The organism is Enterobacter cloacae complex sp. 2024EL-00214, assembly GCF_043945575.1.
GTDB classification, from domain to species: Bacteria; Pseudomonadota; Gammaproteobacteria; order Enterobacterales; family Enterobacteriaceae; genus Enterobacter; species Enterobacter cloacae_P.
Map to the genome: position 1 here is coordinate 109,208 of NZ_JBIMRC010000014.1, position 26,785 is coordinate 135,992.

22 protein-coding genes and 1 pseudogene are annotated in these 26,785 nt (G+C 53.1%); 8 read left to right on the forward strand and 15 right to left on the reverse strand.

All coding sequences use genetic code 11. The features are described from left to right. Positions 1-38 precede the first annotated feature (38 nt). The gene (locus ACHHZ6_RS16305; RefSeq protein ID WP_197972221.1) at positions 39-1,007 is read left to right on the forward strand and encodes an alpha/beta hydrolase; all 969 of its coding nucleotides are present in this window, start codon (positions 39-41) and stop codon (positions 1,005-1,007) included. A 39-nt stretch (positions 1,008-1,046) separates the two neighbouring features. Here ACHHZ6_RS16305 and nhoA read toward each other — a convergent pair whose 3' ends face one another. After that, on the reverse strand, positions 1,047-1,892 hold the full coding sequence (gene nhoA, locus ACHHZ6_RS16310) for an N-hydroxyarylamine O-acetyltransferase (protein WP_182918437.1): 846 nt from the start codon (positions 1,890-1,892) through the stop codon (positions 1,047-1,049). A 110-nt stretch (positions 1,893-2,002) separates the two neighbouring features. Here nhoA and ACHHZ6_RS16315 point away from each other — a divergent pair, with 110 nt between their 5' ends. After that, on the forward strand, positions 2,003-2,575 hold the full coding sequence (locus tag ACHHZ6_RS16315; protein ID WP_182271497.1) for a flavin reductase family protein: 573 nt from the start codon (positions 2,003-2,005) through the stop codon (positions 2,573-2,575). A 62-nt stretch (positions 2,576-2,637) separates the two neighbouring features. Here the strand turns inward: ACHHZ6_RS16315 and ACHHZ6_RS16320 are convergent, their stop codons facing one another. Both ACHHZ6_RS16320 and fusA read right to left on the reverse strand, forming a co-directional pair. Next, entirely contained in the window at positions 2,638-4,467 is a 1,830-nt protein-coding gene (locus ACHHZ6_RS16320; protein WP_395122712.1) for a potassium transporter Kup, read from the reverse strand. A 251-nt stretch (positions 4,468-4,718) separates the two neighbouring features. Continuing rightward, entirely contained in the window at positions 4,719-6,821 is a 2,103-nt protein-coding gene (fusA, locus tag ACHHZ6_RS16325; protein WP_182271499.1) for an elongation factor G, read from the reverse strand. Between the two features lie 160 nt (positions 6,822-6,981). On the opposite strand from fusA, the gene ACHHZ6_RS16330 reads away from it, so the two are divergent. After that, complete coding sequence (locus ACHHZ6_RS16330) at positions 6,982-7,281, forward strand: helix-turn-helix transcriptional regulator (RefSeq protein ID WP_182271500.1); 300 nt, start codon at positions 6,982-6,984, stop codon at positions 7,279-7,281. Between the two features lie 29 nt (positions 7,282-7,310). On the opposite strand, the gene ACHHZ6_RS16335 is transcribed toward ACHHZ6_RS16330, so the two are convergent. Both ACHHZ6_RS16335 and ACHHZ6_RS16340 read right to left on the reverse strand, forming a co-directional pair. Further along, positions 7,311-7,955 (reverse strand): helix-turn-helix domain-containing protein, encoded by a 645-nt coding sequence (locus ACHHZ6_RS16335; protein WP_182271501.1) that lies wholly within the window; start codon positions 7,953-7,955, stop codon positions 7,311-7,313. Between the two features lie 116 nt (positions 7,956-8,071). Beyond that, complete coding sequence (locus tag ACHHZ6_RS16340; protein WP_196390035.1) at positions 8,072-9,397, reverse strand: 2-hydroxycarboxylate transporter family protein; 1,326 nt, start codon at positions 9,395-9,397, stop codon at positions 8,072-8,074. A gap of 418 nt (positions 9,398-9,815) precedes the next feature. Here ACHHZ6_RS16340 and ACHHZ6_RS16345 point away from each other — a divergent pair, with 418 nt between their 5' ends. Further along, positions 9,816-10,763 carry an AEC family transporter gene (locus ACHHZ6_RS16345; RefSeq protein WP_182918439.1) on the forward strand — a complete coding sequence of 316 codons (948 nt, stop codon included), beginning with the start codon at positions 9,816-9,818 and terminating at the stop codon, positions 10,761-10,763. Between the two features lie 36 nt (positions 10,764-10,799). Continuing rightward, positions 10,800-12,485, forward strand: coding sequence for an NAD-dependent malic enzyme (locus tag ACHHZ6_RS16350; RefSeq protein ID WP_196390036.1), 1,686 nt, complete (start codon positions 10,800-10,802; stop codon positions 12,483-12,485). A 41-nt stretch (positions 12,486-12,526) separates the two neighbouring features. Here ACHHZ6_RS16350 and pptA read toward each other — a convergent pair whose 3' ends face one another. The 8 genes and pseudogenes from pptA to ACHHZ6_RS16390 all read right to left on the reverse strand — a co-directional run bounded on the left by pptA (position 12,527) and on the right by ACHHZ6_RS16390 (position 20,085). Further along, on the reverse strand, positions 12,527-12,757 hold the full coding sequence (gene pptA, locus ACHHZ6_RS16355) for a tautomerase PptA (RefSeq protein WP_182271507.1): 231 nt from the start codon (positions 12,755-12,757) through the stop codon (positions 12,527-12,529). Between the two features lie 37 nt (positions 12,758-12,794). Then, positions 12,795-13,412, reverse strand: a complete 618-nt coding sequence (locus ACHHZ6_RS16360) for a glutathione S-transferase family protein (RefSeq protein WP_182271508.1) — start codon at positions 13,410-13,412, stop codon at positions 12,795-12,797. Positions 13,413-13,473: 61 nt separating this feature from the next. Continuing rightward, the gene (locus tag ACHHZ6_RS16365) at positions 13,474-14,247 is read right to left on the reverse strand and encodes an amino acid ABC transporter ATP-binding protein (RefSeq protein WP_182918440.1); all 774 of its coding nucleotides are present in this window, start codon (positions 14,245-14,247) and stop codon (positions 13,474-13,476) included. After that, positions 14,231-15,157, reverse strand: coding sequence for an amino acid ABC transporter permease (locus ACHHZ6_RS16370; RefSeq protein ID WP_395122716.1), 927 nt, complete (start codon positions 15,155-15,157; stop codon positions 14,231-14,233). Before ACHHZ6_RS16370 ends, ACHHZ6_RS16365 begins: the two co-directional genes overlap by 17 nt. A gap of 9 nt (positions 15,158-15,166) precedes the next feature. Further along, complete coding sequence (locus ACHHZ6_RS16375) at positions 15,167-15,676, reverse strand: GNAT family N-acetyltransferase (RefSeq protein WP_395122718.1); 510 nt, start codon at positions 15,674-15,676, stop codon at positions 15,167-15,169. Positions 15,677-15,685: 9 nt separating this feature from the next. Continuing rightward, positions 15,686-17,949 (reverse strand): annotated as a pseudogene (locus ACHHZ6_RS16380) (NtaA/DmoA family FMN-dependent monooxygenase). Between the two features lie 16 nt (positions 17,950-17,965). Next, complete coding sequence (locus tag ACHHZ6_RS16385) at positions 17,966-19,087, reverse strand: M20 peptidase aminoacylase family protein (protein ID WP_182271514.1); 1,122 nt, start codon at positions 19,085-19,087, stop codon at positions 17,966-17,968. After that, positions 19,084-20,085, reverse strand: coding sequence for an MsnO8 family LLM class oxidoreductase (locus ACHHZ6_RS16390; protein ID WP_395122720.1), 1,002 nt, complete (start codon positions 20,083-20,085; stop codon positions 19,084-19,086). The genes ACHHZ6_RS16385 and ACHHZ6_RS16390 overlap by 4 nt, the downstream gene beginning before the upstream one ends. Positions 20,086-20,545: 460 nt before the next feature. On the opposite strand from ACHHZ6_RS16390, the gene ACHHZ6_RS16395 reads away from it, so the two are divergent. Next, positions 20,546-22,081, forward strand: coding sequence for a methyl-accepting chemotaxis protein (locus ACHHZ6_RS16395; protein ID WP_395122722.1), 1,536 nt, complete (start codon positions 20,546-20,548; stop codon positions 22,079-22,081). Here ACHHZ6_RS16395 and ACHHZ6_RS16400 read toward each other — a convergent pair. After that, the gene (locus ACHHZ6_RS16400) at positions 22,078-22,476 is read right to left on the reverse strand and encodes a cupin domain-containing protein (protein WP_182918445.1); all 399 of its coding nucleotides are present in this window, start codon (positions 22,474-22,476) and stop codon (positions 22,078-22,080) included. The genes ACHHZ6_RS16395 and ACHHZ6_RS16400 overlap by 4 nt on opposite strands. A 112-nt stretch (positions 22,477-22,588) precedes the next feature. Between ACHHZ6_RS16400 and ACHHZ6_RS16405 the strand changes: the two genes are divergently transcribed. Further along, positions 22,589-23,479 carry a LysR family transcriptional regulator gene (locus tag ACHHZ6_RS16405; protein WP_395122724.1) on the forward strand — a complete coding sequence of 297 codons (891 nt, stop codon included), beginning with the start codon at positions 22,589-22,591 and terminating at the stop codon, positions 23,477-23,479. Position 23,480: 1 nt separating this feature from the next. Here the strand turns inward: ACHHZ6_RS16405 and ACHHZ6_RS16410 are convergent, their stop codons facing one another. Beyond that, the gene (locus ACHHZ6_RS16410) at positions 23,481-24,464 is read right to left on the reverse strand and encodes an aldo/keto reductase (RefSeq protein ID WP_395122726.1); all 984 of its coding nucleotides are present in this window, start codon (positions 24,462-24,464) and stop codon (positions 23,481-23,483) included. 426 nt (positions 24,465-24,890) lie between these two features. Between ACHHZ6_RS16410 and ansP the strand changes: the two genes are divergently transcribed. Beyond that, positions 24,891-26,387, forward strand: coding sequence for an L-asparagine permease (gene ansP, locus ACHHZ6_RS16415; RefSeq protein ID WP_182271520.1), 1,497 nt, complete (start codon positions 24,891-24,893; stop codon positions 26,385-26,387). The last annotated feature ends 398 nt before the right edge of the window (positions 26,388-26,785 follow it).

A 26,785-nucleotide genomic window follows, 5' to 3' on the forward strand; every position in this document is an offset into this window, starting at 1 on the left:
TTTCATAAAAATTTTATTACCCATCGTGGGAGTTAATCATGCCTTCGTATGTTATGTCCGTTCGTAAAGCCTCAAGAGGAAAATTCACCGCTGAAGTCGGCGAGACAACTTATCTGGTGGTTCCGGACGGTAAAGATCCCGACCCCAGCCATGCTATTCCTTCTCAGGACTGGTTTGATAAAGTCACTAAACTGGCACAGTGGCGCAACGATAAAGGTGAACAACGCGGGGATCTCCTGTTTTCAGTACATGGATACAACATGAGTGAAAGCGAAGTCATTGAACGACATCGACTTCTGGCCAACGGACTGAATGACGTTGGCTTTAAGGGGCTGGTGGTTTCATTCGACTGGCCGAGTGACGACAAAGCGCTCGCCTACCTTTCTGACAGACACAAAGCCAAACTTACCGCAATGCGGCTCATGTCTGAGGGGATTGCGTATCTTTCTGAAAAACAAAAACCGGACTGCCCGATGAATATCCATGTATTAGGACATTCCACCGGTGCTTATGTTTTAACTGAGGCATTTGATGATGCCGATGATACAAACCTCGCCAACAGTGCCTGGAAAGTGAGCCAGATTATTTTTATTGCCGGCGATGTTTCAAGTAATGTTATGTCTACTCCCGATCCACGAAGTGACTCTATATATCGGCACTGCATTCGCCTGACAAATTATTCCAGCAGACTCGATCAGGCTCTTGATATATCGAACGTTAAACGTGTGGGTATTGCACCACGCGTCGGGCGCATCGGATTACCGGACAATGTGCCAGCCAATGCCATTAATGTTGACTGCACACAATATTACGGGCTACTGGACAGTAGCGCTTCTGTTATGAAACAGGATGAACCGCATGGCATAAAAGGCATGCCAACCCACTCCTGGTATTTTGGGAATACCGTTTTCACCAAAGACCTTTTCAGCACGCTGATCGGTGTCGACCGTTATACGATGTCGACACGAGCGGTTGATGGCGAAGGGAAAACGGTTCTGATTCGCTAAGCCATCTCATTCTGGCCGGGCGGTGCTGTGCCTGCCCGGCTATTTCCCCGCCTGAGGGTGTGTTTCAAATCCCGCCATTATCGCCGTCAGCTCCTCCAGCGAAAAACCGTGTTTAGGATCGTCAACCCCCAGACCAAACCGCGCCTGCATCAGTGCGTACAGCGCTTCTGCATCCGGCAAATGGATCTGTTCTTCAGCATGGCCCCCCTGCCAGCGGGTAAAGTTGAAGTTGGTCAGGGTCAGCTTACCGCCGTCCGGCAGATGGCGGCACATCAGCAGATGATGACGGAAATGTGATTGTGACCAGTGTGCCGACCAGAAGTTGCCCATCACGTAATCGCTGAAATACTGCGTCGTGAGGTCAAAATGGTACATCGACTGCCAATGCTCGTGGTGACGGAACTGCAGCACCCAGTCATTGCCCTCGCTCAACAGACGGTAAAGCCCGTGCGGCGTCTCCTGCTCCTCGTTGGCAATTAAACGAACCGGAGCCGTCAGCGTCTGGCCACCAAAGCCAACATCGGCAATCCAGCGCTCGCCGTTGAGCTCGACCAGCAGCAGACGGTGCGTACGCGGCGGCATTTGCGATGGACTGGATAACACCACACGCCCCAGAACGCTGCGCACCGTAAACCCGACTTCGCGTAATACGCGCTCAAACAGACCATTTTGCTCAAAGCAGTAGCCGCCACGCCGCGCGGTAACCAGCTTGTCGACCAGACACTGATCTTCCAGATGAATTTCTCGCGGCAGAACGACATCGATATTCTCGAAAGGGATCGCACAGTTGTGGTGTAAATGCAGCGCACGCAGGGTGTCGATATCAACCGATGTCGGTTGCTTCCAGCCGATGCGGGCAAAATAGGCAGTCAGAAATGGGGACATGCATCAGTTTCCTTTGATAGTGATGCTTTGTTTATAAACTAATTTTACGCGCCCACTTTGATTTACGTGCTTTTTCGCCATACTCAACGTTGTGTATATGAGGAAACCCTATGAGCCACTTTCGCCCTGTTGAATTACATCATGCCAGCCGCCTTCTGAATCACGGCCCAACCGTGCTCATCACCAGCCGGGATGAAACCATCGCCAGGCGCAACGTCATGGCTGCGGCCTGGTCAATGCCCGTCGAGTTTGATCCTCCGCGCATCGCGATTGTGGTGGACAAAAGCGCCTGGTCGCGGGAACTGATAGAGCGTAGCGGAAAATTCGGCATCGTTATTCCGGGTGTTGCGGCCGCCAACTGGACCTACGCCGTGGGCAGCGTCAGCGGACGCGACGAAGACAAATTCAACTGCTACGGGATCCCTGCAATCACTGGCCCGGTGTTGGGTTTGCCGGTAATCGAAGAAAAATGTCTGGCATGGATGGAGTGTCGATTATTGCCCGCGACCGCGGCGGCAGAGAAATACGACACGCTGTTTGGTGAAGTGGTTTTTGCCGCGGCAGATGAACGCGCGTTCGTGGACGGACGCTGGCAGTTTGACGGAGATAAACTGAACACCCTGCATCATCTGGGAGCCGGGACATTTGTCGCCAGCGGGAAGAGGGTGAAGGCACTGGAGTGAATACATTTTGTGGTCAGAAAACTCAAAAAGGCGGTTGAGGTTTCTGACCACATACAATAAAGCTAAATTGCCACCCGCCGACCAATTTCGACGACCTGGTCACCCGGCAGACGGTAGTAATTGGTAATGTGGGTACTGTTTCTCACCATAAAAGCAAAACAATTGCGCTGCCATGAAGCCATTCCGTGCCCCTCACGGGCAATGATGGTCTCATGCCCCAGATACCAGGTTATCTCTTCTGGTACAAACGGCGCAGGCGGGCCAGAAACGCTCTGCAGTAGCTGCGGGATATGCGGTTGCTCCATAAAACCATAGCGCGCCACACCCTGCCAGTAGTCCGGAGCCCGTTCACTAAACACCAGTCGCTCACCCGCCTTCACATAAGGGACGTTCTGCACCTCAATTGTCAACGACACCACCCGCTGCTGCAACGCATGGTTACGAGCCACATGCCAGCGCATGACCGGGGGAACACCATTCTGAGCTCGGGTTAAAAACACAGCGGTACCCTGCACTCGTGGGATCTGCATCTCACTGATATGCTGGAATAACTCGTCAACATCGATCACCTTCTCATTGATGGCGCGCGACGTCGCCTTCACACCCCGATTCCAGATCAGCATAACGCCACAAATGATGGCCGCCAGCGTCAGCGGGATGTAGCCGCCATCCATCACTTTCACGATGTTGGCAATCAGGAAACTGCTGTCGATGACCAGAAAACAGGTGGCAACCAGGCCACTGGCGAGCAGACTCCAGCCCCAGATTTGCCGCATCGCCATGAACAACAGCCCGGATGTCATTAGCATGGTCAGTGACACCGCAATGCCGTAGGCTGCAGCAAGGTTTTCCGATGATTTGAACGATATCGCGAGGCCGACCGTGACCACCATCAGCAGCCAGTTAATCGTACCGATATAAATCTGTCCGTAACTTTCCGCTGTCGTTTGCTTAATACGTAAACGCGGGAGCCAGCCGAGTTGGATCGCCTGCCGGGTCATTGAAAACGCCCCGGTAATAATTGCCTGGCTGGCAATAATGGTGGCAAGCGTGGCAAGAATGACCAGCGGAATTTGCAGGAATGGCGGGCACAGGCGGAAGAAGACGTTCTGCGTGATGTCAGCACCCGACAGGATCATTGCTGACTGACCAGCGTAGTTGAGTAACAAAGCAGGAAACGCCAGGCCGAACCAGGCGAGCCAGACAGGCTTTTTGCCGAAATGCCCCATATCTGCGTACAGTGCCTCAGCACCGGTCACGCATAAAAAAACACCTCCCAGAACCAGGAAACTGCTGAAGCCATTTGAGAATAAAAACATCATGCCGTAGGCCGGATTAATGGCCATCAACACTGACGGGTGTTTGATAATGCCGGACACACCGAGCACGGCAATCGCCACAAACCACAGCGTCATAACCGGGCCAAAGATTTTTCCTATTTTCGCGGTACCAAAGGGTTGAATGGCAAACAATGCCACCAGAATGAACACCGTGGCAGGCACGACAATAGACTGGGCTTCAGGGAAGATGATGTTAAGCCCTTCAAGTGCGGAAAGAACTGAAATGGCGGGTGTTATTGCCCCATCGCCGTATATCAACGCGGCACCGGGCAACGCGGCAAAGATGACCCATTTGCTGTGTTTTCCTTTATGCACCAGCAATGACATTAATGCCATGATGCCCCCCTCGCCATTGTTGTCGATACGCATGGCGAAGATGGCATATTTCACCGAAGTGACCAGAATAAGTGTCCAGAAGATAAGCGATAGTAACCCCAGAATCACCTCAGGAGTCGGGTTATCCCCGGACAACAGCAGTATCGTTTTTAGGGTATAAAGTGGACTGGTACCGATATCACCAAAAACCACGCCAAGTGCACCGCCCGTCAGCATGAGCCTTCCTGACGTACTGTGATTTGCTGCGTTATTATTGTCCATAATTTTTCCGTGCACTGAGTTGTTTTACTTAACGTCCGGGCACTGATGTTGGGCAAACTGTCGCGTTAATATATGCATACGTTCAGCCCGTTGCCGTATCAGATCCGTTAATTCATTACCCTTTGTAAAAACTACAGGGATCACAGAGTTATAGCCCAAAGAATGGGCACTGTCGCGAATAACAGTGCCCTGTTTCACTTCACGTATTAACCTTTTGCGCGTCCCGCAATAATTTCATCCGCCACATTACGCGGTGCTTCTGCGAAATGATGGAACTCCATTGTGTAGGTTGCGCGCCCCTGCGACATCGAACGCAGCGTAGTGGCATAACCAAACATTTCTGCCAGCGGCACGTCAGCCCGGATAATCTGGCTACCGTACTGCTCTTCCATGCCCTGCACCATCCCGCGACGGGAAGAGAGATCGCCCATAATGTTCCCGGCATACTCTTCCGGCGTTTCCACCTCAACATGCATTACCGGCTCAAGGATCGCCGGGTCTGCTTTACGAGCTCCGTCTTTAAACCCGAGAATGGCCGCCATGCGGAACGCCATCTCCGAGGAGTCGACATCATGATATGAACCAAACGTCAGGGTCGCTTTGACATCGACAACCGGATAACCCGCCAGTACGCCAGTGTTCATGGCTTCACGCAGTCCTTTTTCGACGGACGGAATGTACTCACGCGGTACCACGCCGCCTTTGGTGGCATCTTCAAACTTAAAGCCACTGCCAGGCTCTAACGGCTCCAGGCTCAGCACCACATGACCGTACTGCCCTTTACCGCCGGACTGACGGACAAATTTGCCTTCGATATCCTTCACCGCTTTGCGCAGGGTTTCACGGTAGGTTACCTGTGGACGCCCAATATTCGCCTCGACGCCAAACTCGCGCTTCATGCGGTCAACGATAATCTCCAGATGGAGTTCCCCCATCCCGGAGATAATCGTCTGGCCGGACTCTTCGTCAGTGTGCAGACGGAACGAGGGATCTTCCGCGGCCAGTCGTTGCAACGCGATCCCCATTTTCTCCTGGTCAGCCTTCGTTTTAGGCTCGATTGCCAGCGAGATCACCGGGTCCGGGAACTCCATGCGTTCGAGCGTAATCACCGCATTCGGGTCAGTCAGGGTATCTCCCGTGGTGACATCTTTCAGCCCAACGCAGGCCGCGATATCCCCCGTTCGCAGTTCGTCCACTTCATGACGGTCGTTAGCATGCATCTGCACGATACGGCCAATACGCTCTTTCTTGCCTTTCACCGGGTTGTACACCGCATCGCCTTTTCTCAGCACGCCGGAGTAAACGCGGATAAAGGTCAGTTGCCCAACGTACGGGTCGCTCATCAGTTTGAACGCCAGCGCCGAGAATGGCTCCTGATCGCTTGGGTGACGCTCAGCGTGCTGCCCTTTTTCATCCACACCATCGATGGCTGGAATATCCAGTGGCGATGGCATCAGTTCGACAACCGCATCCAGCATGCGCTGTACCCCTTTGTTTTTAAAGGCACTGCCGCACAGCATTGGTTGGATCTCCCCGGAGATGGTACGAATACGCAGACCGTTGATGATTTCAGCTTCATCAAGATCGCCCGTCTCCAGGTATTTATCCATCAGCGCATCACTGGCCTCCGCCGCTGCAGAAACCATTTTTTCCCGCCACACCCGCGCAGTCTCCAGCAGGTCGTCTGGTACAGGCGCATAGCTAAACACCATGCCCTGGGTCGCGTCGTCCCACAGAATGGTACGCATCTTGATAAGATCCACCACGCCAGAGAAGTGATCTTCTGCACCCACCGGGATCACAATCGGTACCGGATTGGCTTTCAGGCGTTCCTGCATCATCCGCACGACGCGGAAGAAGTCGGCCCCCGGACGATCCATTTTATTGACGAACGCCAGACGCGGGACGTGGTATTTGTTCGCCTGACGCCAGACGGTTTCCGACTGTGGCTGAACGCCGCCAACGGAGTCATACACCATGACGGCACCGTCGAGCACACGCATGGAACGTTCCACCTCGATGGTGAAATCCACGTGCCCCGGGGTGTCGATGATGTTAATCCGGTGCGGTTCAAACCCTCTGTCCATACCCGGCCAGAAGCAACTTACGGCTGCCGAGGTAATGGTTATCCCTCGCTCCTGCTCCTGCGCCATCCAGTCGGTTGTTGCCGCGCCATCGTGAACTTCACCCAGTTTGTGGCTCATTCCGGTGTAGAACAGAATGCGCTCGGTGGTGGTCGTTTTACCGGCATCGATATGCGCGGAGATACCGATGTTGCGATAACGTTCGAGGGGGATGGGTCGGGGCATGATATTTCCTTAGTCATTAAGACATGTATGTGACGACCGGGATGGTCGTGTGTTTGTTCGTTTGCTATAATAGTCCTATTGTACGAGTATTATCGAACTTTTTTTTAACGGTTGACCTATTGTTGATATAGCTCAATCTGACGTCATACGCAGGAAAACTATGATCCCAAACCACCCGGAACCTGAACAAATATTGCTGGAAAATGTGCTGTTTGCCCTCGGCAACCCGCTACGTTTATCGATTATCCGTCGCCTTGCCGATGGCAGCGAACTCAGCTGCAATGCCCTGCGGCCAGAGGAGGTGGTGAAATCCACCATGACACACCACTGGCGCGTTCTGCGCGACAGTGGCGTGATCTGGCAACGCCCACAGGGAAGAGAGAATATGATTTCACTCAGACGTGAAGATCTGGACGCCCGTTTTCCGGGGCTGATGGACATACTGCTTCAGGCGAAGTAACCCGGAGTGAACCGGACATTATTCCTGGTTTATGACGCTGACATTACATCATCCAGCCGATAAACCGGGATGCGTCGGGTTGTATTCGTGAGCGTATCGAATACCTCAGTCTCTGATGTCACTATCCTCATCCCGGTTTTCCTTAACCTTTGCACATCAGCGGCAATGCGCTGAATACCGAACCAGAAAAGCCCATCGAGTGCCGTCACAGCCAGCCCGTTTTCCAGCGCCAGTCTGAGCCGTTCCCGGGAAGGTTTAACCTGCTGTGCAATTTGTCGGTAAGGAACCTCATTACCGCCGGTGGTATCACTTCGCTGGATACGGGTCTTAAGATGATAGCTAAATTCGTCGGGTATCCCGTCCAGATTCATTTTAAGGCTATAGACGCAGCCGAATCGCTTTCCATTGAACAGAACATTTTTCTGGCTGAGCTGAAATTCATCCCTGATATCATCAATTAGCTGTGGCGTACGGGTGAGGAGGAGTCTGAAGGGAAGCTCAAAGCTGGTCACATAATCCACATTAAGCAGCGCGTGACGCAACCTGTCTGCTGCGCCGGACTTTTGTTCACGACATTCTTCCATCACTTCTGCCCACTGGCGCGTGAGCCGCTCCGGCTCTGCCGCTTCAGTCAGGAGATATTTTTCGATGTGATAATCGACTCTTCCGGTCATATTTTGTATCCCGTCGCTGTGGATGTGGTGATTCTATCCAGAGACACAATTTTTATAAAGGCCTGAACCGTAACGGCAACCGGAAGGTGCCGTTACGGTTCACTCTTCCGGCTACGTTACATTATCCAGCCCATCAACAGCGTCGCGAAAATCACCGTCGACGCACCGCCAATACGGGTGGCGATCTGCGCGAAAGGCATTAACGACATCCGGTTGGATGCAGACAGAATGGCCACATCCCCGGTGCCACCCAGACCGCTGTGACAGCAGGTAACAATGGCCGCTTCAACAGGGTACATATTCAGACGCGACGCAATAAAGTAGCCGCTTAACGCCATCGCAATAACGATCGAACCACACACCACAACGTAGCCGACGGAGAAGACCGACACCACGCTCTCCAGCGGAACATACAACATGCCCAGACCAATCATCAGTGGCCAGACCAGCGCTGCCGAGACGAATTTATAGCAGCTGTGCGCCCCCTGCTCCATTGAGTCCGGGATCAATTTGAAATACTTACACAGTACGGCAATCAGGATCATCAGTACCGGGCCAGGAATATGCACCAGTTTTTCAAACAGCCCACCGACAATGAAAAACGCACACACCATCAGCAGCCCACCGCCCATCAGGTGGAAATCGGTCGGTTGTACGCTCTGCGTGCTGGTAAACAAACTATGGTCGTCTTTGCTGCGGGTTAACATACCATTCCCGGACAGAGAAGGACGTTTCATCCCCAGACGCGCCAGCGTGCCTGCACAGATGATGGCGAAGATATTTCCCACCACGGCAGCCGGTGCCAGCTGCGCGACATACACATCAGGGGTTTGCCCCAGTATTGCCGAATAGGCCAGCGACAACGGCAAGATCCCCTCACCAATTCCACCGCCAATAATCGGTACGATGATGAAGAAGAACGTGTGATATGGGGTGTAGCCAAACAACGAACCGACAATAAGCCCACTCAACACCGCCATCAGCGTTCCCACCACCAGCGGCACGAACATACGGATCATCCCCTGGATCAGCAGGATACGGTTCATCCCCAGAATACTCCCCACCACCAGACAGGCGATGACGAAATAGAGCAAATTCGCCTCTTTCATCAGCAGATGAACGGTATCCAGCGTGTGTTTCTCAAATACGCCGAAGTAAACCAGCACGGAGGGTAGCATCAGGCACAGTATTGCCGGGCCACCGATATCTTTCAGGACAGGGATCTGACGGCCAATTTTGGCAAACGCAAAACCGAGGGTCATGATCACCGCAAGTCCGCCAATCATGTTTTTTGGCAGTAGCCCTGCCCAGGCAGAAGTCGCCACAATGGTCGCAATGCCCACAAACAGCAACAGCGGGACAGTACCCACGTCGGTATTGCTCAGCCCGAAGGCAAAACGCGAGGATGGTGCAGGAGAGGTTTGTACAGGATTATCTTTCATATAATCACCTGATTAGTGAGTTCGGATATACAGATAAACAGGAATAAACACAGAGTATTCCTGATGATAAAATATTCTTAAATATGAAATACGTAATCAAAAGGCCATTTATAAAAACAGGCTCAGGGTGAAAATAGCATGATGGTGTTAAGGGAAATGTGAACGCTATGGGGGTTTTATTTTAAATAACTTAATTCATCATTAAGTAACTAAAGTAATTAAAAATGAGATTGCGCCTGTCTCAACGCATTTTCTTGTCATTTATCAATTTATGACGCGCTCATTAGTTATCCAACTAAAACAATCTTTTTGAAATTAATAAAACCAGGGAGAGTGTGACCGTTATCACTCCTGCCCTGTTTCCTAACCGCTAGATTGTGCGTCAACAAAACCCATAAAATACCCTACAGGAAATATTATGCCCTCATTACTGCTACAGTCACTGTTTCCGCTCGTCTTTATTATGTTACTCGGATGGCTAAGCGGGAAACTTGGATATACTCGTCGCGAAGATGCAAACGTCCTGGCGACGGTAGTCATCCGTTTCGCCCTGCCATTCCATCTTTTTATCGGCGCATTAAATACGGACCCAGGTAAAATTAAGAACATGACATTTATGGCTGTTCTGGTTGTCGGCTTAATGGGTTCGTATTTACTGACGTTATTTATTTCACGCTTTGTCTTTCGTCACGATATCAAAACCAGCGCCATTCAGTCACTGGTTTGTGCCTTCCCGGATATGGCCTACTTTGGTGCCCCCGTTCTTGCGGTATTGATTGGCCCGGAAGGATTTATCGGCGTGCTTATCGGCAACATTATTACCAGTGTCATCATGATCCCGTTGACTATCGTCTTGATTCGTATGGGTGATAAGAACGGTGACGACAGCCTTAACGCGCTACATCCGGGCGCTATGGTGATGCAAAACCTGATTAAAGCGGTACGCAACCCAATCGTCTGGATCCCGGTAACGGGGGTGTTATTAAGCCTGGCGGGTTTACAGATACCCCATATTCTTAGCATGCCGATTGAGATGGTAGGTAAAGTTTCCGGCGGTCTTTCACTGTTTGCTCTCGGCCTGTTGTTCTACGGCGAACGTCCAACATTGAATGTGCAGACGTTTACCAATATCGGGATTAAAAACCTTATTCAGCCTGCCATGATGGCAGTTGCAGGGCTGGCATTTGGTCTTAGCCATACATTACTGCAACAGGTCGTCATTATTGGCGCGACCCCTTCTGCTATCGCCGCAGGGATGTTTGCCTTGCGCAGCGATACGTATATTGATACTGCATCCTCTTCCATTTTAATTGGTACTGCCGTCGGCGTCGTGACCGAAGGCATCATGATTTATTTAATTTCTTAATCTGCCTTATTTTAAAAAATATTTCAGGAGTCAACCATGTCTCGTAAAGAAGTGCTCTACACGCCGTATAATGGCGCTGTTTTACTGGAAAATCCGTTATTAAATAAAGGGCTCGCATTCATTAAAGAAGAGCGTGATAACTTTAACCTGCATGGCTTATTACCACACAATGTAGAAACCATTGAAGAACAAACTGAACGTGCCTGGGTACAATTCTGCCATTTTAAAAGTGATATTTCTCGTCACGTGTACCTGCGCAACATTCAGGATACTAACGAGACCTTATTTTACAACCTGTTGCGTTCGCATCTGAAAGAGACATTACCCATTATCTATACCCCAACGGTCGGCGAAGCCTGTGAACATTTCTCCACTATTTATCGCCGCGCGCGTGGCCTGTTTATTTCATGGCCTAACCGTCATCGTATTGATGAGATGCTGCAGAGCTTCTCGCGCAATGATATTCGCGTGATCGTTGTGACAGACGGTGAGCGTATTCTGGGGCTTGGCGATCAGGGTATCGGCGGGATGGGCATTCCCATTGGCAAATTGTCATTGTATACCGCGTGCGGCGGTATTCATCCGGCTTCCACCCTGCCAATTATGCTGGATGTGGGTACCAATAATCAGCAGCATCTGGACGACCCAATGTATATGGGCTGGCGTCATCCACGTATCAGCGACGATCAGTACGCTGAGTTTATGGATATGTTTATCAATACCGTCAAAAACCGCTGGCCTGATGTGCTGTTGCAGTTTGAAGATTTCGCGCAGAAAAACGCGACCAAACTGCTCCAGCGTTACCGCGACCAGCTCTGCTGTTTCAACGACGACATCCAGGGAACAGCGGCCGTCACCGCCGGTACGTTGATTGCAGCCGCCCACGCTGCCGGAACCCGCATTCGCGATCAGCGCGTGGTCTTCCTGGGCAGCGGTTCAGCCGGATGCGGTATCGCAGAAAAAATCGTGGCGCTGATGGTTGATGACGGGCTGACGGAGTCTGAAGCCCGCCGCCGGGTCTTTATGGTCGATCGCTTTGGCTTATTGACCGACGATATGACCAACCTGCTCGACTTCCAGAAAAAGCTGCTGACCGCGCGTGAAGACATTCGCGACTGGCAGGTGGAATCGAACAATATTTCGCTGATGGAAGTGGTAAAAAATGCGCATCCGACGGTGATGATTGGCGTCTCGGGGCAGCCAGGTCTGTTCAGCGAAGAGATTGTCAAAGAGATGCACCGCCACTGCCCGCGTCCGGTTATTATGCCGCTCTCGAACCCGACATCACGCGCAGAAGCACAGCCGCAGGATCTGATCGAATGGACGCAGGGTGCCGCGCTTGTGGCAACAGGAAGCCCGTTCGCCCCGGTGTTCTGGCAGAACGCACAGTATGACATTGCCCAGTGTAACAATGCCTATGTCTTCCCGGGGCTGGGTCTGGGGGTACTGGCCAGCAATGCCCGCCGGGTTACCGAGGAGATGTTGATGGTGGCAAGCCGCAGTCTGGCAGCACAATCGCCACTGGTCACCACCGAAAAAGGCGGATTGCTGCCACCGGTCGATCAGATTGAAACCGTGTCACGCAATATTGCGTTTGCCGTTGCCCGTGCTGCCATTGAGCAAGGCATTGCGCCAGCGATAAACGACGAGGAACTCATGGCGCGTATCGAGAAGACGTACTGGCAGGCGGATTATGCGCCGTATCGCAGGTCATCACTGTAACGTCTCAGGCCGGGTGAAGCGTCACGTCACCCGGCCCAAAATCACATCGAATACCCTGGCTTTTTAATCAACTCATCCAGCTTCGGGCCAATTTCCGTGTCCCAGACCTGCTCTTTCCAGTCCTCAGGCTGCACCTGGTTCAGCGCAACTGACACGGAACTGTCTTTACTGTTGAAATGGCGAATAATCACCTCAGCAATATCCGCCGCCAGTGCGGTTTTTTGTTCGTCATTGAGATCGCGGGGAAAACATTTGATATCTACGTGTGGCATGAGCAGGCTTCCGGTTGTGAGTCAGGGGTCCACGTTATCAGATAATCTCGTTCGCCTTTAACACCTTGTGCAGTTCAGGGAGCGAACAGACCACATCCGCAATGGCCGTTATCTTCGGTGTATTTTCCGCAAACCACTCGTGCCGTGGCCCCCAGGTGCGCATCACCGCAATATAGACATCAATCAGGGTCAACTGCTCACCAAACGTAAACGGTGCCGCCTGAAGATGGTTATCCAGCCACAGGTAGAGAAATTTACGGTATTCGAGGCAATTCTGCCTGAGCTGATCTGGGGCATCCGGAACCCAGCGATCAGGGTAATCGGCATAAGTGAACGTAGGATAAACGTTAGCGACCAGCCAAATCAGCAAACGCTGAAACTGCTGGCGTTCAGGCTGACCGACAGACGGAGCAAGATCGGGACATCGATCGAGCACCATCAGGGCAATCGCTGCCGTTTCGCTCATGATCGTGCCGTTTTCCAGCTCCAGCGTCGGCACCTGGCACAGTGGGTTAAGCTTTTCCAGCAAGTCGCGCTGCGGACCGGGCGTGTCAAACCCGTTCACGTTGATATAGCGGTAAGGAATGTCTGCCAGGGTCAGCATCACTTCACTGATTGCCGAGCCCCAGCCGGGTACGCCATAGAGTTTAATCATGTTGCCCCCTCAGGGTTCAAAACCCTAAGTGTAGAGCAGCATCAGTCAGTCACGGGTTCACCTACAGCACTTTTGACAGGAACTGGCGCGTTCGCGCGTGTGACGGACGGTTCAACACGTCGTCACTGCTGCCCTGCTCAACAATTTTACCGTCAACCATAAATACCACCTGATCCGCCACTTCCCGGGCAAAACCGATCTCATGGGTGACGACCACCAGTGTGGTGCCCGAACGGGCGAGTTTTTTAATCACGTCCAGCACTTCACCCACCCGTTCCGGATCGAGTGCCGAAGTCGGTTCATCAAACAAAATCACGCGGGGGCGCAGCGCCAGTGCGCGAGCAATCGCGATACGCTGCTGCTGACCGCCGGAGAGGTGACGCGACCACGCATCTGCTTTATCGCGCAACCCCACCATATCCAGCAGGCTGTATGCCCTTTCCACTGCCTCTTTTTTGCTGAGTTTTTTATGCGCAACAGGCGCTTCAATCAGGTTTTCCAGCACCGTCAGATGCGGAAAGAGATTAAAGTTCTGGAACACGTATCCCACATTGATGCGCTGTTTGAGGATCTCTTTCTCTTTCAGCTCGTAGAGTTTGTCACCCTGCCGGCGATAACCAATGTAATCCCCGTCAATCTGGATAAACCCTTCGTCGACACGTTCCAGATGGTTAATGGTGCGCAGTAGTGTCGATTTACCGGAGCCTGACGGCCCAAGAATTACCGTAACGGAACCCGGCGGGATCTCAAGCGTGACGTTATCGAGCGCTTTATGGCGGCCAAAGAACTTACTGACGCCGGTGATTGAAATATGTCCTTCAGGAGAGGCTTGCATGGACAGGCTCCTGTACTGGTGTGGTGGTGACAGAACGGACGCGGTGGGTCACCCGGTTCTGATTAACGGCAGAGCGGCGTTCGCTGCGGGCGAGCCCGCGTTCGACAACGTGCTGAATAACAGACAATACGGTGGTAATCACCAGATACCAGACAGCGCCCACCATCAGCAGTGGAATGACCTCCTGCGTGCGGTTGTAGATCATCTGGATGGTGTAGAACAGTTCCGGCATCGCCAGGACGTACACCATCGCCGTCCCTTTGGCGAGGCTGATGATTTCGTTGAATCCGGACGGCAGAATGGTGCGCAACGCCTGAGGCAGGATAATGTGCACGGTACGACGCCAGGCGGGCAGCCCAAGCGCGGCGGCGGCTTCATACTGACCGTGATCGACACCAAGAAAGCCCCCGCGAATAATTTCAGCGGTATAGGCGCTCTGCACCAGCGTTAACCCCACCACGGCGGTGGAAAACTGCCCCAGCACGTTGATGGTTTCAAAACTGCCCCAGGTGATGCGGGTAAACGGCACCCCGAGGGAGAGCGTGTCGTAGAGGTATGAGAAGTTGTAGAGGATGATCAGAACCACAATCAACGGCAGAGAACGAAACAGCCAGATGTAACCCCAGGCCAGGCTGCTTAACAACCAGGAAGAGGACAATCTTGCCAGCGCCAGCATGCCGCCGATTATCACACTCAGCGCAGTACCAATCAGCGTCAACAGCAGCGTCTGCCCGACACCATCCAGGATCGCCGGGTCAAAGAACCAGCGGGCGAATACCGCCCACTCCCAGCGAGGATTAAAGGCCACGGACTGTATCACGATCGCCAGCACAAACAGCGCCGCGACTGCACCGACGGCACGCAGCGGATATCGTGCCGGGACAACCTTAATGGTTTCAACGTTGCTCATCGTCGTTCCTCATGCAGTTTTACTGAACACTTCGCGTACCAGCGTTTTGGTGAAACGCAGCCGGCCATCAAACGGCGGCTGGCTGTACTCTTCCGGATCGCGATTCAGATCAAACTGCGGCTGATACCCCTGGTTGATATAGAGCCTGACCGCCTCCGGCTGACGAAAACCGGTGGTGAGGTAAATCTGGCTGTAACCTGCCAGCACAGCCCGACGCTCCAGCTCCTGTACCACGCGGGCCGCAAGACCCTGTTGACGTAACGCCTTATGCGTCCAGATGCGTTTGATTTCGGCCGTATGTTCGTCAAAGGGTTTGTACGCGCCGGTAGCGATGATCTCTCCGTCACGCTCCAGCACAATAAACAGCCCCTGTGGCGCTAAGTACCACTCCGTCAGCTCCACTTCGGCGTCTTTAGAGAAGTAGTCCCCGTACCGGGCAGCGTATTCACCGAACAACCCATCGATGATGGGTTGAAGATCGGCATCTTCCGGCGAAACGTCACGAAATTGCTCGCTCATATCCTCTCCTTAATCACCCAGCCCGGCCGGGTTCACTTCTGAACCGGGAATACGCTCTACCCCTTCCCCCCAGCGGTTCAGCACTTTGTCGTAATCGCCGTTTTTGATCACCCCGTTAAGCGCGGTTTGTACCGGTTCAACCAGGCCGCTGCCTTTTTTCAGCGTCACTGCAATATGTGCCGCCTTCGGCCAGCCGCCGTCGACGCTGCCGACCAGCTTAGTTTTACCGGTCAATGCCGCTTTCCACGCACCAATCACGTTCGGGCCAAAGTACGCATCTGCACGTCCTGACTGGATAGCCAGGGTTTGCGCCGCATCGTCTTTGGTGTACACAGGGGTAAAGGGTTTGAGACCTTTTTTGAGGTTTTCAGCATTCCATGCCAGCAAAATGGCCTCCTGATTTGTACCGGAACCCACGATAATGCGCAGTCCGGCGATATCTTCCGCCTTCTGAAGCGAGGTGATCGGGCTGGTTGATTTCACGTAAAAGCCGAGTGAATCCTTCCGGTACGTCGCAAAATCAAACTTCTCTTTGCGCTCTCTGGTGACGGTGATATTGCTGATGGCGGCATCGTATTTCCCGGACGCCACGCCCAGCGGCCAGTCCTCCCAGGAGGTGGGCACCACGTTCAGCTCCAGCCCCAGACTGTCAGCCACCAGACGGGCGATGTCGACTTCACTCCCGAGCAGCGTTTTGTTGTCATCGGAGAAAACCGTCAGCGGCGGTTGATTCAGACCTGCCACCGCAACGGTAAATTTACCCGGTACGGCAAAGCGATAATCTTTCGGTAACTGTGCGATCGCGTCGCCATTTTTAGCGGTATTGACGGGATTTTTATTGGCCTCAATGCTCACGCCAGTACCGTTAATGTTCACATTCTCTGCCCAGACGGCAGGGGTAAAGGCCAGCGCGAGCGCCAGAATAAGCGATGTTTTTTGCATAGCGGTGTTCTCTTTTATTGTTGTGTGAAATGATTTTTAGGTTCGTCTAAACCCAGACTGTCGCGCAGCGTGGTGCCCGGGTATTCAGTACGGAACAGGCCACGAGCCTGCAAGACAGGCACCACCTGTTCCACAAAGCGCGGGAAGGTGTCCGGCGTACCGCCCTGAATGATGAAGCCGTCTGCCGCATATCCCTCAAACCAGGCCTGAAGGCCGTCTGCCACCTGTTCTGGCGTGCCGGAAAAACGTGGTCGCGGAGACGCCGCCTCCAGTGCCACCTGACGCAGGGTTAAGTGGCGTTCACGGGCATTACGCTTAATTTCATCGGTGGTACTGCGGAAGCTGTTTTTCCCCAGCTCGCCAATATCCGGGAACGGCTCGTCGAGCGGATACTGGCTAAAATCATGATGTTCGAAATAACGTCCGAGGTAATTCAGGGCATCGTTAACTGACACCAGTGCCGCAGTCGTTTGATATTGCTTCTCCACGTCCTCAGCATTTTCTCCAACAATTACGCTGACGCCCTGGAATATATGTAAATCGGACGCCCTGCGGCCATTTATTTCCAGCAACTGTTTCACATCGCGATAAAACACTTTCGCTTCGTCTAACGTGTCGTGATGAGTAAATATGGCGTCGGCGTGTTTCGCCGCCAGTTTTTTACCGTCATCTGATGCCCCGGCCTGAAATACAATGGGGCGACCCTGCGGCGTGCGGCCAATATTAAGCGGCCCGGCCACCTGGAAGAAATCACCTTGATGATCGAGGGTATGCAGTTTTGCCGGATCAAAGAACTGTCCGCTCTCTTTGTCGCGCACAAAAGCGTCTTCCTCCCAGGAGTCCCACAGCCCTTTCACCACCTCCAGATATTCGTCGGCAATACGGTAACGCAGGGCGTGCTCAGGGTGTTTTTCGCGGGAAAAATTCTTCGCCGAGCCTTCCAGCGGCGAGGTCACCACGTTCCAGCCTGCGCGGCCATTGCTCAGGTGATCCAGGCTGGCAAACTGACGCGCCACGGTAAAAGGCTCACTGTAGGAGGTGGATAACGTTCCTACCAGCCCCAGGCGTGAAGTCATACCCGCCAGTGCAGATAACACCGTTAACGGCTCAAAACGATTTAAAAAATGCGGGATCGATTTCTCGTTAATATAAAGGCCGTCAGCGACAAATAAAAAATCGAGCTTCCCCTCCTCCGCTTTTAACGCCGTCGCTTTGACGAAATCAAAGTTAATACTGGCATCTGCGATCGCCGCAGGATGACGCCAGGCAGACATATTTCCGGAGGCACCATGTAAAATGGTTCCCAGCCGCAATTGACGCGTTGCAGACATATTCACCTCTGATAAATTAAATTTGATGAAGTGCTTTTTCCGCAAGCTGGGCAAAATAGCGAGCGGCGGGTTCAATGAGTGCTTCGTCCGGGTTAAATGCCGGGTGATGCAGACCAAACGGGCTGGCGCTGCCAATACTGACAAATGCCCCTGGTATCTGCTGCAAATAGACCGCGAAATCTTCCCCGCCCATATGCAGTTCGGCGTGCCGGGTTTCGTATCCTGCGTCTCTGGCAACAGATGTGGCGAATTCAGCCCAGCGTTCGTCGTTCACCAGCGCATCTGGCCCGGCATACCAGGTGATATCAATCTGCGCGCTAAACGCGCGGGCAAACCCGGAGGCAATTTCACCCACACGCGCTTTGACATTCTGCTGGACTTCGGTGCGATGTGTGCGCAGGGTGCCTTCCAGCTCGACGCTTTCCGGCAACACATTCCAGGTGTTTCCACCGGCGATACGCGTAACGCTCAGCACCACAGAATCCAGCGTATTGACGTTACGGCTGGCGACACTTTGCAGCGCCGTGACCAGCTGACTCGCCAGCACGATGGCATCGTTTCCTTCATGTGGGCGAGCGGCATGCGCACCTTTACCGGTAATGCGGATAACAAACCGATCGACACTGGCGTAGAACGGTCCTCCACGGGTGGCGAACTCACCTACCGGCAGACCCGGCTCGTTGTGCATGCCGAAGATGGCGCGGACATCACGCAAGGCTCCCGCCCGAACCATGCTCTTCGCACCGCCAAAGTTCTCTTCGGCGGGTTGAAACAGGATCCGCACGCGACCGTTGAGCGACGCTTCACGCTCTTTCAGTTTTAATGCCGCGCCGAGGATCACGCTGGTGTGGATATCGTGCCCGCAGGCATGCATCACCCCTGCACGTTGTGAGCTAAACGCAACTCCGCTGCGCTCTTCCACGGGTAACGCGTCAATATCGGCCCGCAGTGCAATCAGCTTTTTACCCGTGCCGATTTCCGCAACCAGCCCGGTAGGCAGTTCGTAAGGTAACGGGGTAATACCGGCATTCGTCAGCCACTGGCGCAGGCGGGCCGTCGTTTCGACCTCCTGACCAGACAGTTCAGGGTTCTGGTGCAGCTCACGACGCCAGGCAATCAGTTGTTCACCAAAACTCATGCCGTGACCTCCTTATCGGGACGAGCCTGCGCCAGCAGACGCAGGGACTGGACGCGCGTTGAGCCATCGGCAACCGGCGTGTCGATCATAAATTCGGCAATGCCCCATTTCTGGTGTAATGCATCTAACTGCTCCAGTACCGACTCAGCGGTACCCGCCAGCAGAGACTGCGCCCGACGGGCAATCCGCACCGGCTCACTTCCCGCCTGGCGCGCAAAGGCGTAGGCCTGTTCTTCGCTGGCCACGGTGACGCGCTGGCCGTTTGCCAGCTCCACGCCCCACACTTCAACTTTTTGCGCCAGCGCGTCTGCCTCGGTCTGTGTCGGCGCAACAATCACCTGCACGGCCACAATCACCTCTCGGGTGCTGTTTTTGCGCCAGAACGTTACAACGTCACGCAGAAGCCCGGGATCGCCATTCAGGTGTGCGGCAAAGACAAAGTGCCAGTCAAGTGATGCCGCCAGCTGCGCGCTTTCCGTGCTCGCCCCCAGCAAAAAAACCTGTGCCGGTACCGGCGGTAACGGGGTGGCGCGTACGGCCTCTTCCCCTGACGTGTTTTCCGGATGGATCCAGCTGTCCAGTTGCGTCAGCTGTTCGGCAAAGCTGCCCTTTGCCTGTTGATTCAGACCGTGCTGTAACGCGCGGGTAGAGAGTGGCAAACCACCGGGGGCTTTCCCGACACCCAGATCCACGCGACCCTGCGCAAGCGCCGCTAATACATTGAAGTTTTCGGCAACTTTGTACGGGCTGTAATGTTGCAGCATCACGCCGCCCGACCCCACGCGGATACGTTTTGTTTGTCCCAGTATCCAGGCAATCAGCAGCTCCGGTGAGGGGCTCGCCAGCTGCGGGGTATTGTGGTGCTCGGCAATCCAGAAGCGGTGATAACCCAGTGTTTCCGCCTGTTGTGCCAGTGTTAAGGTTCGCGCCAGCGCATCGGCGGCCGTTTCATTTTCAGCTATGGGGCTTTTATCCAGAATGCTGATTCGCCAGGACATGTTGCGTTCTCGTTTGACTTAACATGTCGACATTATTAAAGGTGTATTTCACCGCTGAGAAACAATTAATTTACATTTAGATTGCCAGAAATCAGATATACAAAACCCTGCTATGCATAAGCCTTTAGTGAGCGCATGGCGTACTTGCCACCATACGTTGCCACCCTGTTAATCTAACGCTATTTCAATTTTTCAGTTTTACTGGAGGATATACGTCGCACTCATAATTTGGTTTAGGTCAATCATTTGCATTGAGGTAGAAAAATGAACCTGCAGTTATTTTCATATTTATTACAATATCCTCTTTAAACATGTAAAAAATAGTTAACTTAGGGTATTTAGAATATCTTCATTTTCGTGGAGAATACGCCGACAGCAAAACAACAGAATAAATTCTCAATCTAGCCTGCGTTTTATTGGGTGGCATTTCTTTTACTTATATATCATTATGGAGTTACTCATGCGGCGTAACACTCCCGTTACACAAAACGAGTATTTACTTAACGAAGGTTCGACGTTAATGTCGACTACCAATACGCATAGCCATATTACCTATGCAAATTCAACCTTTATTGAAGCCAGTGGATATAAAGAAGAAAATCTTCTGGGTGAACCCCATAATGTCATTCGCCATCCCGATATGCCTGCCGAGGCATTTGGAGATATGTGGTTCACCCTGCAGCAGGGAGAGAGCTGGACGGGGCTGGTCAAGAACCGTCGTCACAACGGGGATCACTACTGGGTTCGCGCCAACGTCACCCCGGTGTATCAGAATGAATCGTTAACTGGCTATATTTCGGTACGTAATATTCCTACCCGCGAAGAGATCGCCACCAGTGAAAAGCTCTATGAAAAAGTCCGCAACAACGAATTAAAACAGCATCGCTTTTATAAAGGGTTAGTGGTTCGCAGAGGAATACTTGCCTTCACCTCTCTTTTTAAACGGATGAGTACCACAAAACGCATTAATAGCGGAATTACGGTTACCACCCTGCTCGCCTGCTTGCTGGTATTTTCATTCCCCCAAAGTATTACGCAGGTAAGTGGACTTGTTGCACTCTTTATTGCTCTGGCTCTTTATCTGCATGTACAAATATCTCGCCCGGTGAAAACCATTGTGCACCAAATGCAGCGCGTCGTTTCGGGTCGCAAAACCGACTATTACCATTTTGACAGAGTCGATGAAATTGGCCTGATGATGCGTCTGGTGAATCAGTCAGGGTTAAACCTTAATTCACTGGTAGACGATGTTGGCGCGCAAATTTCCGGTATTGGTACCATTAGCCAACAGGTAGCAAAAGAAGGCGTGGCATTACAGGCGCGCTCGGAAGAAACCGCAGATGACCTGCAGCAAACGGCCGCAGCAGTAGAAGAAATTGCCAGCGCCGTTCAACAGACGGCAGAAACGGCAAAAGAAGCGATCCAGATGGCGGATCGCACCAGCGCCAGCGCCAACAGCGGTGAAGCCATGATGAAACAGACCATCGGCATGATGCAGTCCATTTCACGTGATAACAGCCAAATCGTCGATATTATTGGTGTGATTGACCGTATCGCTTTTCAGACCAATATTCTGGCGCTAAACGCAGCCGTTGAAGCAGCACGTGCTGGTGAAGCCGGGCGTGGTTTTGCGGTGGTGGCAGCAGAAGTGCGCAACCTCGCGCAACACTCCGCGACAGCAGCCAAAGAGATCAAGCTGCTTATTGAGAAAAATGTCTCCAGCGTTAACTCTGGCGTGGAAATGGTTGAGCAAACCGAAACACAACTGACAGTGATGGTTGGTAACGTACTGCAGATGTCTTCCCTGATTAAGGAGATCGGTCATGCCACGCAGGAGCAGACTCAGGCGCTCGCACTTATCAACGAGTCCATCTCCCGCATCGGCGTGATGACGCATAACAATACAGGGATGGTGGATCACGTCACCCGCGCTGCAAATCACCTGACGCAGCGCACCACGCGTCTGCAGCAGGCGATTGCGGTCTTTGGCGGTTAACGGCCCTGATACTGCTCGTCGGTAACTTTTTCCAGCCACTCAACCGGGCTGCCGTTTACTGCCTCGGCGATGGCGATATGCGTCATCGCCGTTTGTGCGCTCGCACCGTGCCAGTGCTTCACGCCAGGCGGGATCCAGGCAATATCACCCTGATTCAACGGTTCCGCCTCTTTACCCCACTCCTGTAGCCAGCCGCGTCCCTGGGTGACAATCAGCGTTTGTCCAAGAGGATGGGTATGCCAGGCAGTGCGTGCCCCCGGTTCAAAGGTTACCGTTGCGCCACCCACTTTAGCGGGCTCCGTCGCCTGGAAAGGCGCGTCAATACGAACAGTACCGGTAAACCAGGCTTCTGGTCCCTGAATCGAAGGTAATGAACCACTACGGATAATTTTCACGATGTTCTCCTCATTTGCTGTTGTGCTAACAGTAGCGCAAGGGTGCCGTGAGTATTAGACTGCATAATAAGAAAGGAACCATGAATGTAATTCATAAATTGGGTAAGCCGTGATGTTAAAAGACAATTTCAACGATCTGATCTCTTTTATGGTCGTCGCCCGCGAGCGCAGTTTTACGCGGGCAGCGGCACAGCTTGGAGTTTCGCAATCTGCGCTGAGCCATGCCATGCGCAATCTGGAAACCCGGCTGGACGTTCGCCTGCTCACCCGCACCACGCGTAGCGTCGCCCCAACCGAGGCTGGCGAACAGCTTTTTATGCGCTTAAGCCCGCATCTGCTGGAAATCGAACAGGAACTGACTGCGCTGCGCGACACGCGCGACAGACCGGCAGGAAATATTCGCATCACCGCCGGTGAACACGCGATGAGCGCCGTGCTGTGGCCGGTACTGAAACCCTTTATGGTGAAATATCCCGACATCAATGTAGAAGTGACGGTGGATAACGGCCTGACCGATATCGTGGATGGCCGTTTTGATGCAGGGATTCGTCTGGGTGAACAGGTGGCGAAAGATATGATTGCGGTGCGGATCGCACCAGATATGCGGATGCTCGTGGTGGGTTCAGCTGATTATCTCCAGCGTTTTGGTGTACCGGAAACACCCGAGCAGCTTGCACAGCATCGCTGTATCAATATGCGCCTGCCAACGCGCGGGGGGTTATATGCCTGGGAATTTGAACGTGACGGACGCGAGTTACGCGTGCGGGTTGAGGGGCAACTGACGCTCAACAACCTACCGCAGCGTATCGACGCCGCTGAAAACGGACTGGGGCTGGCCTACGTGCCTGAAGACACCGTCCAGGAGGCCATCGCTCAGGGACGGTTAATCCCGGTATTGCAGGAGTGGTGCCCGACATTTGACGGCTATCATCTTTATTACCCTGGTCGCCGCCAGCACACCACTGCCTTTGCTTTACTGGTTGAAGCCCTGCGCAAACAGTAAGTTACTTCCCGACGCGTGCCTGCAGATGCTTCGGATAACGGTCACCGACAACATCAATCTGCATCAGCGCGTGGTTGATGTTATTAAGCGCTTTTTGTGACAACGTCACGTTAACGGCATCCAGATTCTCCTCCAGACGGTGGAGTTTGGTTGTCCCCGGGATCGGTACAATCCACGGTGCTTTTGCCAATAGCCAGGCCAGTGCGATTTGCGCAGGCGTGACCCCCTGCTCTGCGGCCAGCGCTTTCACCACGTCGATTAACCGCTGATTCGCCAGACGCGACGCTTCGCTAAAGCGCGGGACGATATTGCGGAAATCACTGCTGTCGAAGGTGGTACTGGAGTCAATTGCGCCGGTCAAAAAGCCCTTACCCAGCGGGCTGAAAGGAACAAAGCCGATGTTCAGCTCCGCCAGAAGCGGCAGGATCTCCTGTTCAGGCTGTCGCCACCATAATGAATATTCACTCTGCAACGCCGTGACCGGACACACTGCATGAGCGCGACGGATGGTTTCAGCACTCGCCTCTGAGAGACCGAAATGTTTCACCTTACCTTCTGCGATAAGATCGGCAATCGTACCGGCGACCTCTTCAACAGGGACATCCGGATCCACGCGATGCTGGTAATAGAGATCGATATAATCGGTTTTCAATCGCTTTAGCGAACCTTCTATTACCGCGCGTATGTGCTCAGGGCGGCTGTTAAGCATCTGACCGGGTTTATCGCAGTCAAAACCAAATTTAGTGGCGATCACCACCTTATCGCGAACGGGTGCAAGTGCCTCGCCCACCACATCTTTATTGATAAAAGGGCCATAAATTTCTGCGGTATCAAAAAAGGTCACACCGCGTTCGACCGCAGCACGAATAAGCGCAATGGCCTGTTGTTTTTCCGTGGCCGGACCATAGCCATAGCTCAACCCCATACAGCCAAGTCCCAGTGCGGATACCGTTAACCCCTGTCGTCCTAATTGTCGCTGCTGCATCGTTTATCTCATACATCTGCTTTTGATGTATTAACTCTATGCACTTTCTTTTATGAGCACTATAGAGAAGAAAAGCTTGTCGTTATGAATTCAAATCATCAATGCCGCTGCGTAACTATTAAGCTAATCTGATGATTAAATCAGCGCATCTCTGAATGTTATGACTAAAAAATCACCACGATTCAGCGTGTTGTGATCCCCGTCTGCTCTGACCACACAATTTCCTTCGACGTGCATCACTTTCGGCACGGTTATATTTTGCGTCGCTTATCAATTGCGGGTAGGATGCCTCGCCATGTTTCGCCTTATCCATACGCAGAATGACTGGAAAGGCAACATGTGTCTGCGCAGAAGCAATCGTTTGTTTCGCTCCCTGCCAGGTACGACTATCACGATAATGGTTCAGACAGGCAAACAGGTAACTCAATGAAAACAAGCAATAAAAACGCAGCCGATCATCATGCTGCGAGACGTCGCTGGTTGAACTCCCACGAAGAGGGCTACCACAAAGCGATGGGCAACCGTCAGGTTCAAATGATCGCCATCGGTGGCGCTATCGGCACAGGTCTGTTTTTAGGTGCTGGTGCTCGTCTGCAGATGGCGGGTCCGGCTCTCGCCCTGGTCTATCTGGTGTGTGGGATCTTCTCCTTCTTTATTCTCCGTGCGCTGGGCGAACTGGTACTGCATCGCCCTTCCAGCGGCAGTTTTGTCTCTTATGCCCGCGAGTTTCTCGGCGAAAAAGCCGCCTATGTTGCAGGCTGGATGTACTTCGTTAACTGGGCGATGACCGGTATCGTCGATATCACCGCCGTTGCGCTGTATATGCACTACTGGGGCGCGTTTGGCGATGTGCCGCAATGGGTGTTTGCCCTCGGTGCGCTGGCCATTGTCGGCACAATGAACATGATCGGCGTGAAGTGGTTCGCGGAGATGGAGTTCTGGTTTGCGCTGGTAAAAGTGCTGGCGATCGTGGTGTTCCTGGTGGTTGGTACGGTATTCCTCGGCAGCGGTAAGCCGCTGGACGGTAATGCCACGGGCTTCCACCTGATAACCGATAACGGCGGTTTCTTCCCGCACGGTCTGCTGCCTGCGCTGGTTCTGGTTCAGGGCGTGGTGTTTGCCTTTGCCTCTATTGAACTGGTGGGGACGGCGGCGGGCGAATGTAAAGATCCGCAGACGATGGTTCCAAAAGCGATCAACAGCGTTATCTGGCGCATTGGCCTGTTTTATGTTGGTTCCGTGGTACTGCTGGTTCTGCTGCTGCCGTGGAATGCCTACCAGGCAGGTCAGAGTCCGTTCGTGACCTTCTTCTCTAAGCTTGGCGTGCCTTACGTTGGCAGCGTGATGAACATCGTGGTACTGACTGCGGCGCTCTCCAGCCTGAACTCCGGTCTTTACTCTACCGGTCGTATTCTGCGCTCCATGTCGATGGGTGGCTCTGCACCGAAATTCATGTCGAAGATGAGCAAGCAGCATGTCCCTTACGCGGGCATTCTGGCAACGCTGGTGGTGTATGTTTTCGGTGTGTTCCTGAACTATCTGGTACCGTCTCAGGTGTTTGAGATCGTGCTGAACGTTGCCGCACTCGGCATTATCGCCTCCTGGGCCTTTATCGTGGTCTGTCAGATGCGTCTGCGTAAAGCGATTAAAGAAGGCAAAGCCGCTGACGTCAGCTTTAAGTTGCCAGGCGCACCGGTGACCTCATGGCTCACCCTGCTGTTCCTGTTCAGCGTGCTGGTACTGATGGCGTTTGACTACCCGAACGGCACCTACACCATTGCCACCATCCCACTGCTGGCAGTGCTGTTGATTGCAGGCTGGTTTGGCGTACGTAAACGCGTTCACGAAATTCACAGCACCGCGCCGGTTCATCCTGATGATGAAAAGCAAGACGGCCCGCTGGTTGAAGAGACCTCGCGTTAATTATCAAAAAAGGGAAGGCATTTGCCTTGATGCTTGTCAGTTAAACCTGGTGGATAATTCCGTTCACCTTAATATCCGCAGAAAATAATACGCTCACAATCTGTGAACGGGACAAGGGGGCCACCGCGGCCCCCTTATCAATCCCCGCGGCCCCGCAGAGAAATCGGTGCTTCGCACTGCACTCACCTCCCGACCCGCTGCCTGCGGTCGGCTCGACTCAAGATTACTCGTCCCATCCCTGGGACTCGCCCCTTCGGGGCCAACGCAAGCATTGTTCAAAATTGCTCCCGGCAATTTTGTCCTGTCTCGTTTCGCCTCTGGCCGCCATCCCTGGCGTCCAGCCCTTGTCATCCGGTCTCCGGTTCGCCGATTTCAGCGGGGACTCAACACCCGTGCCA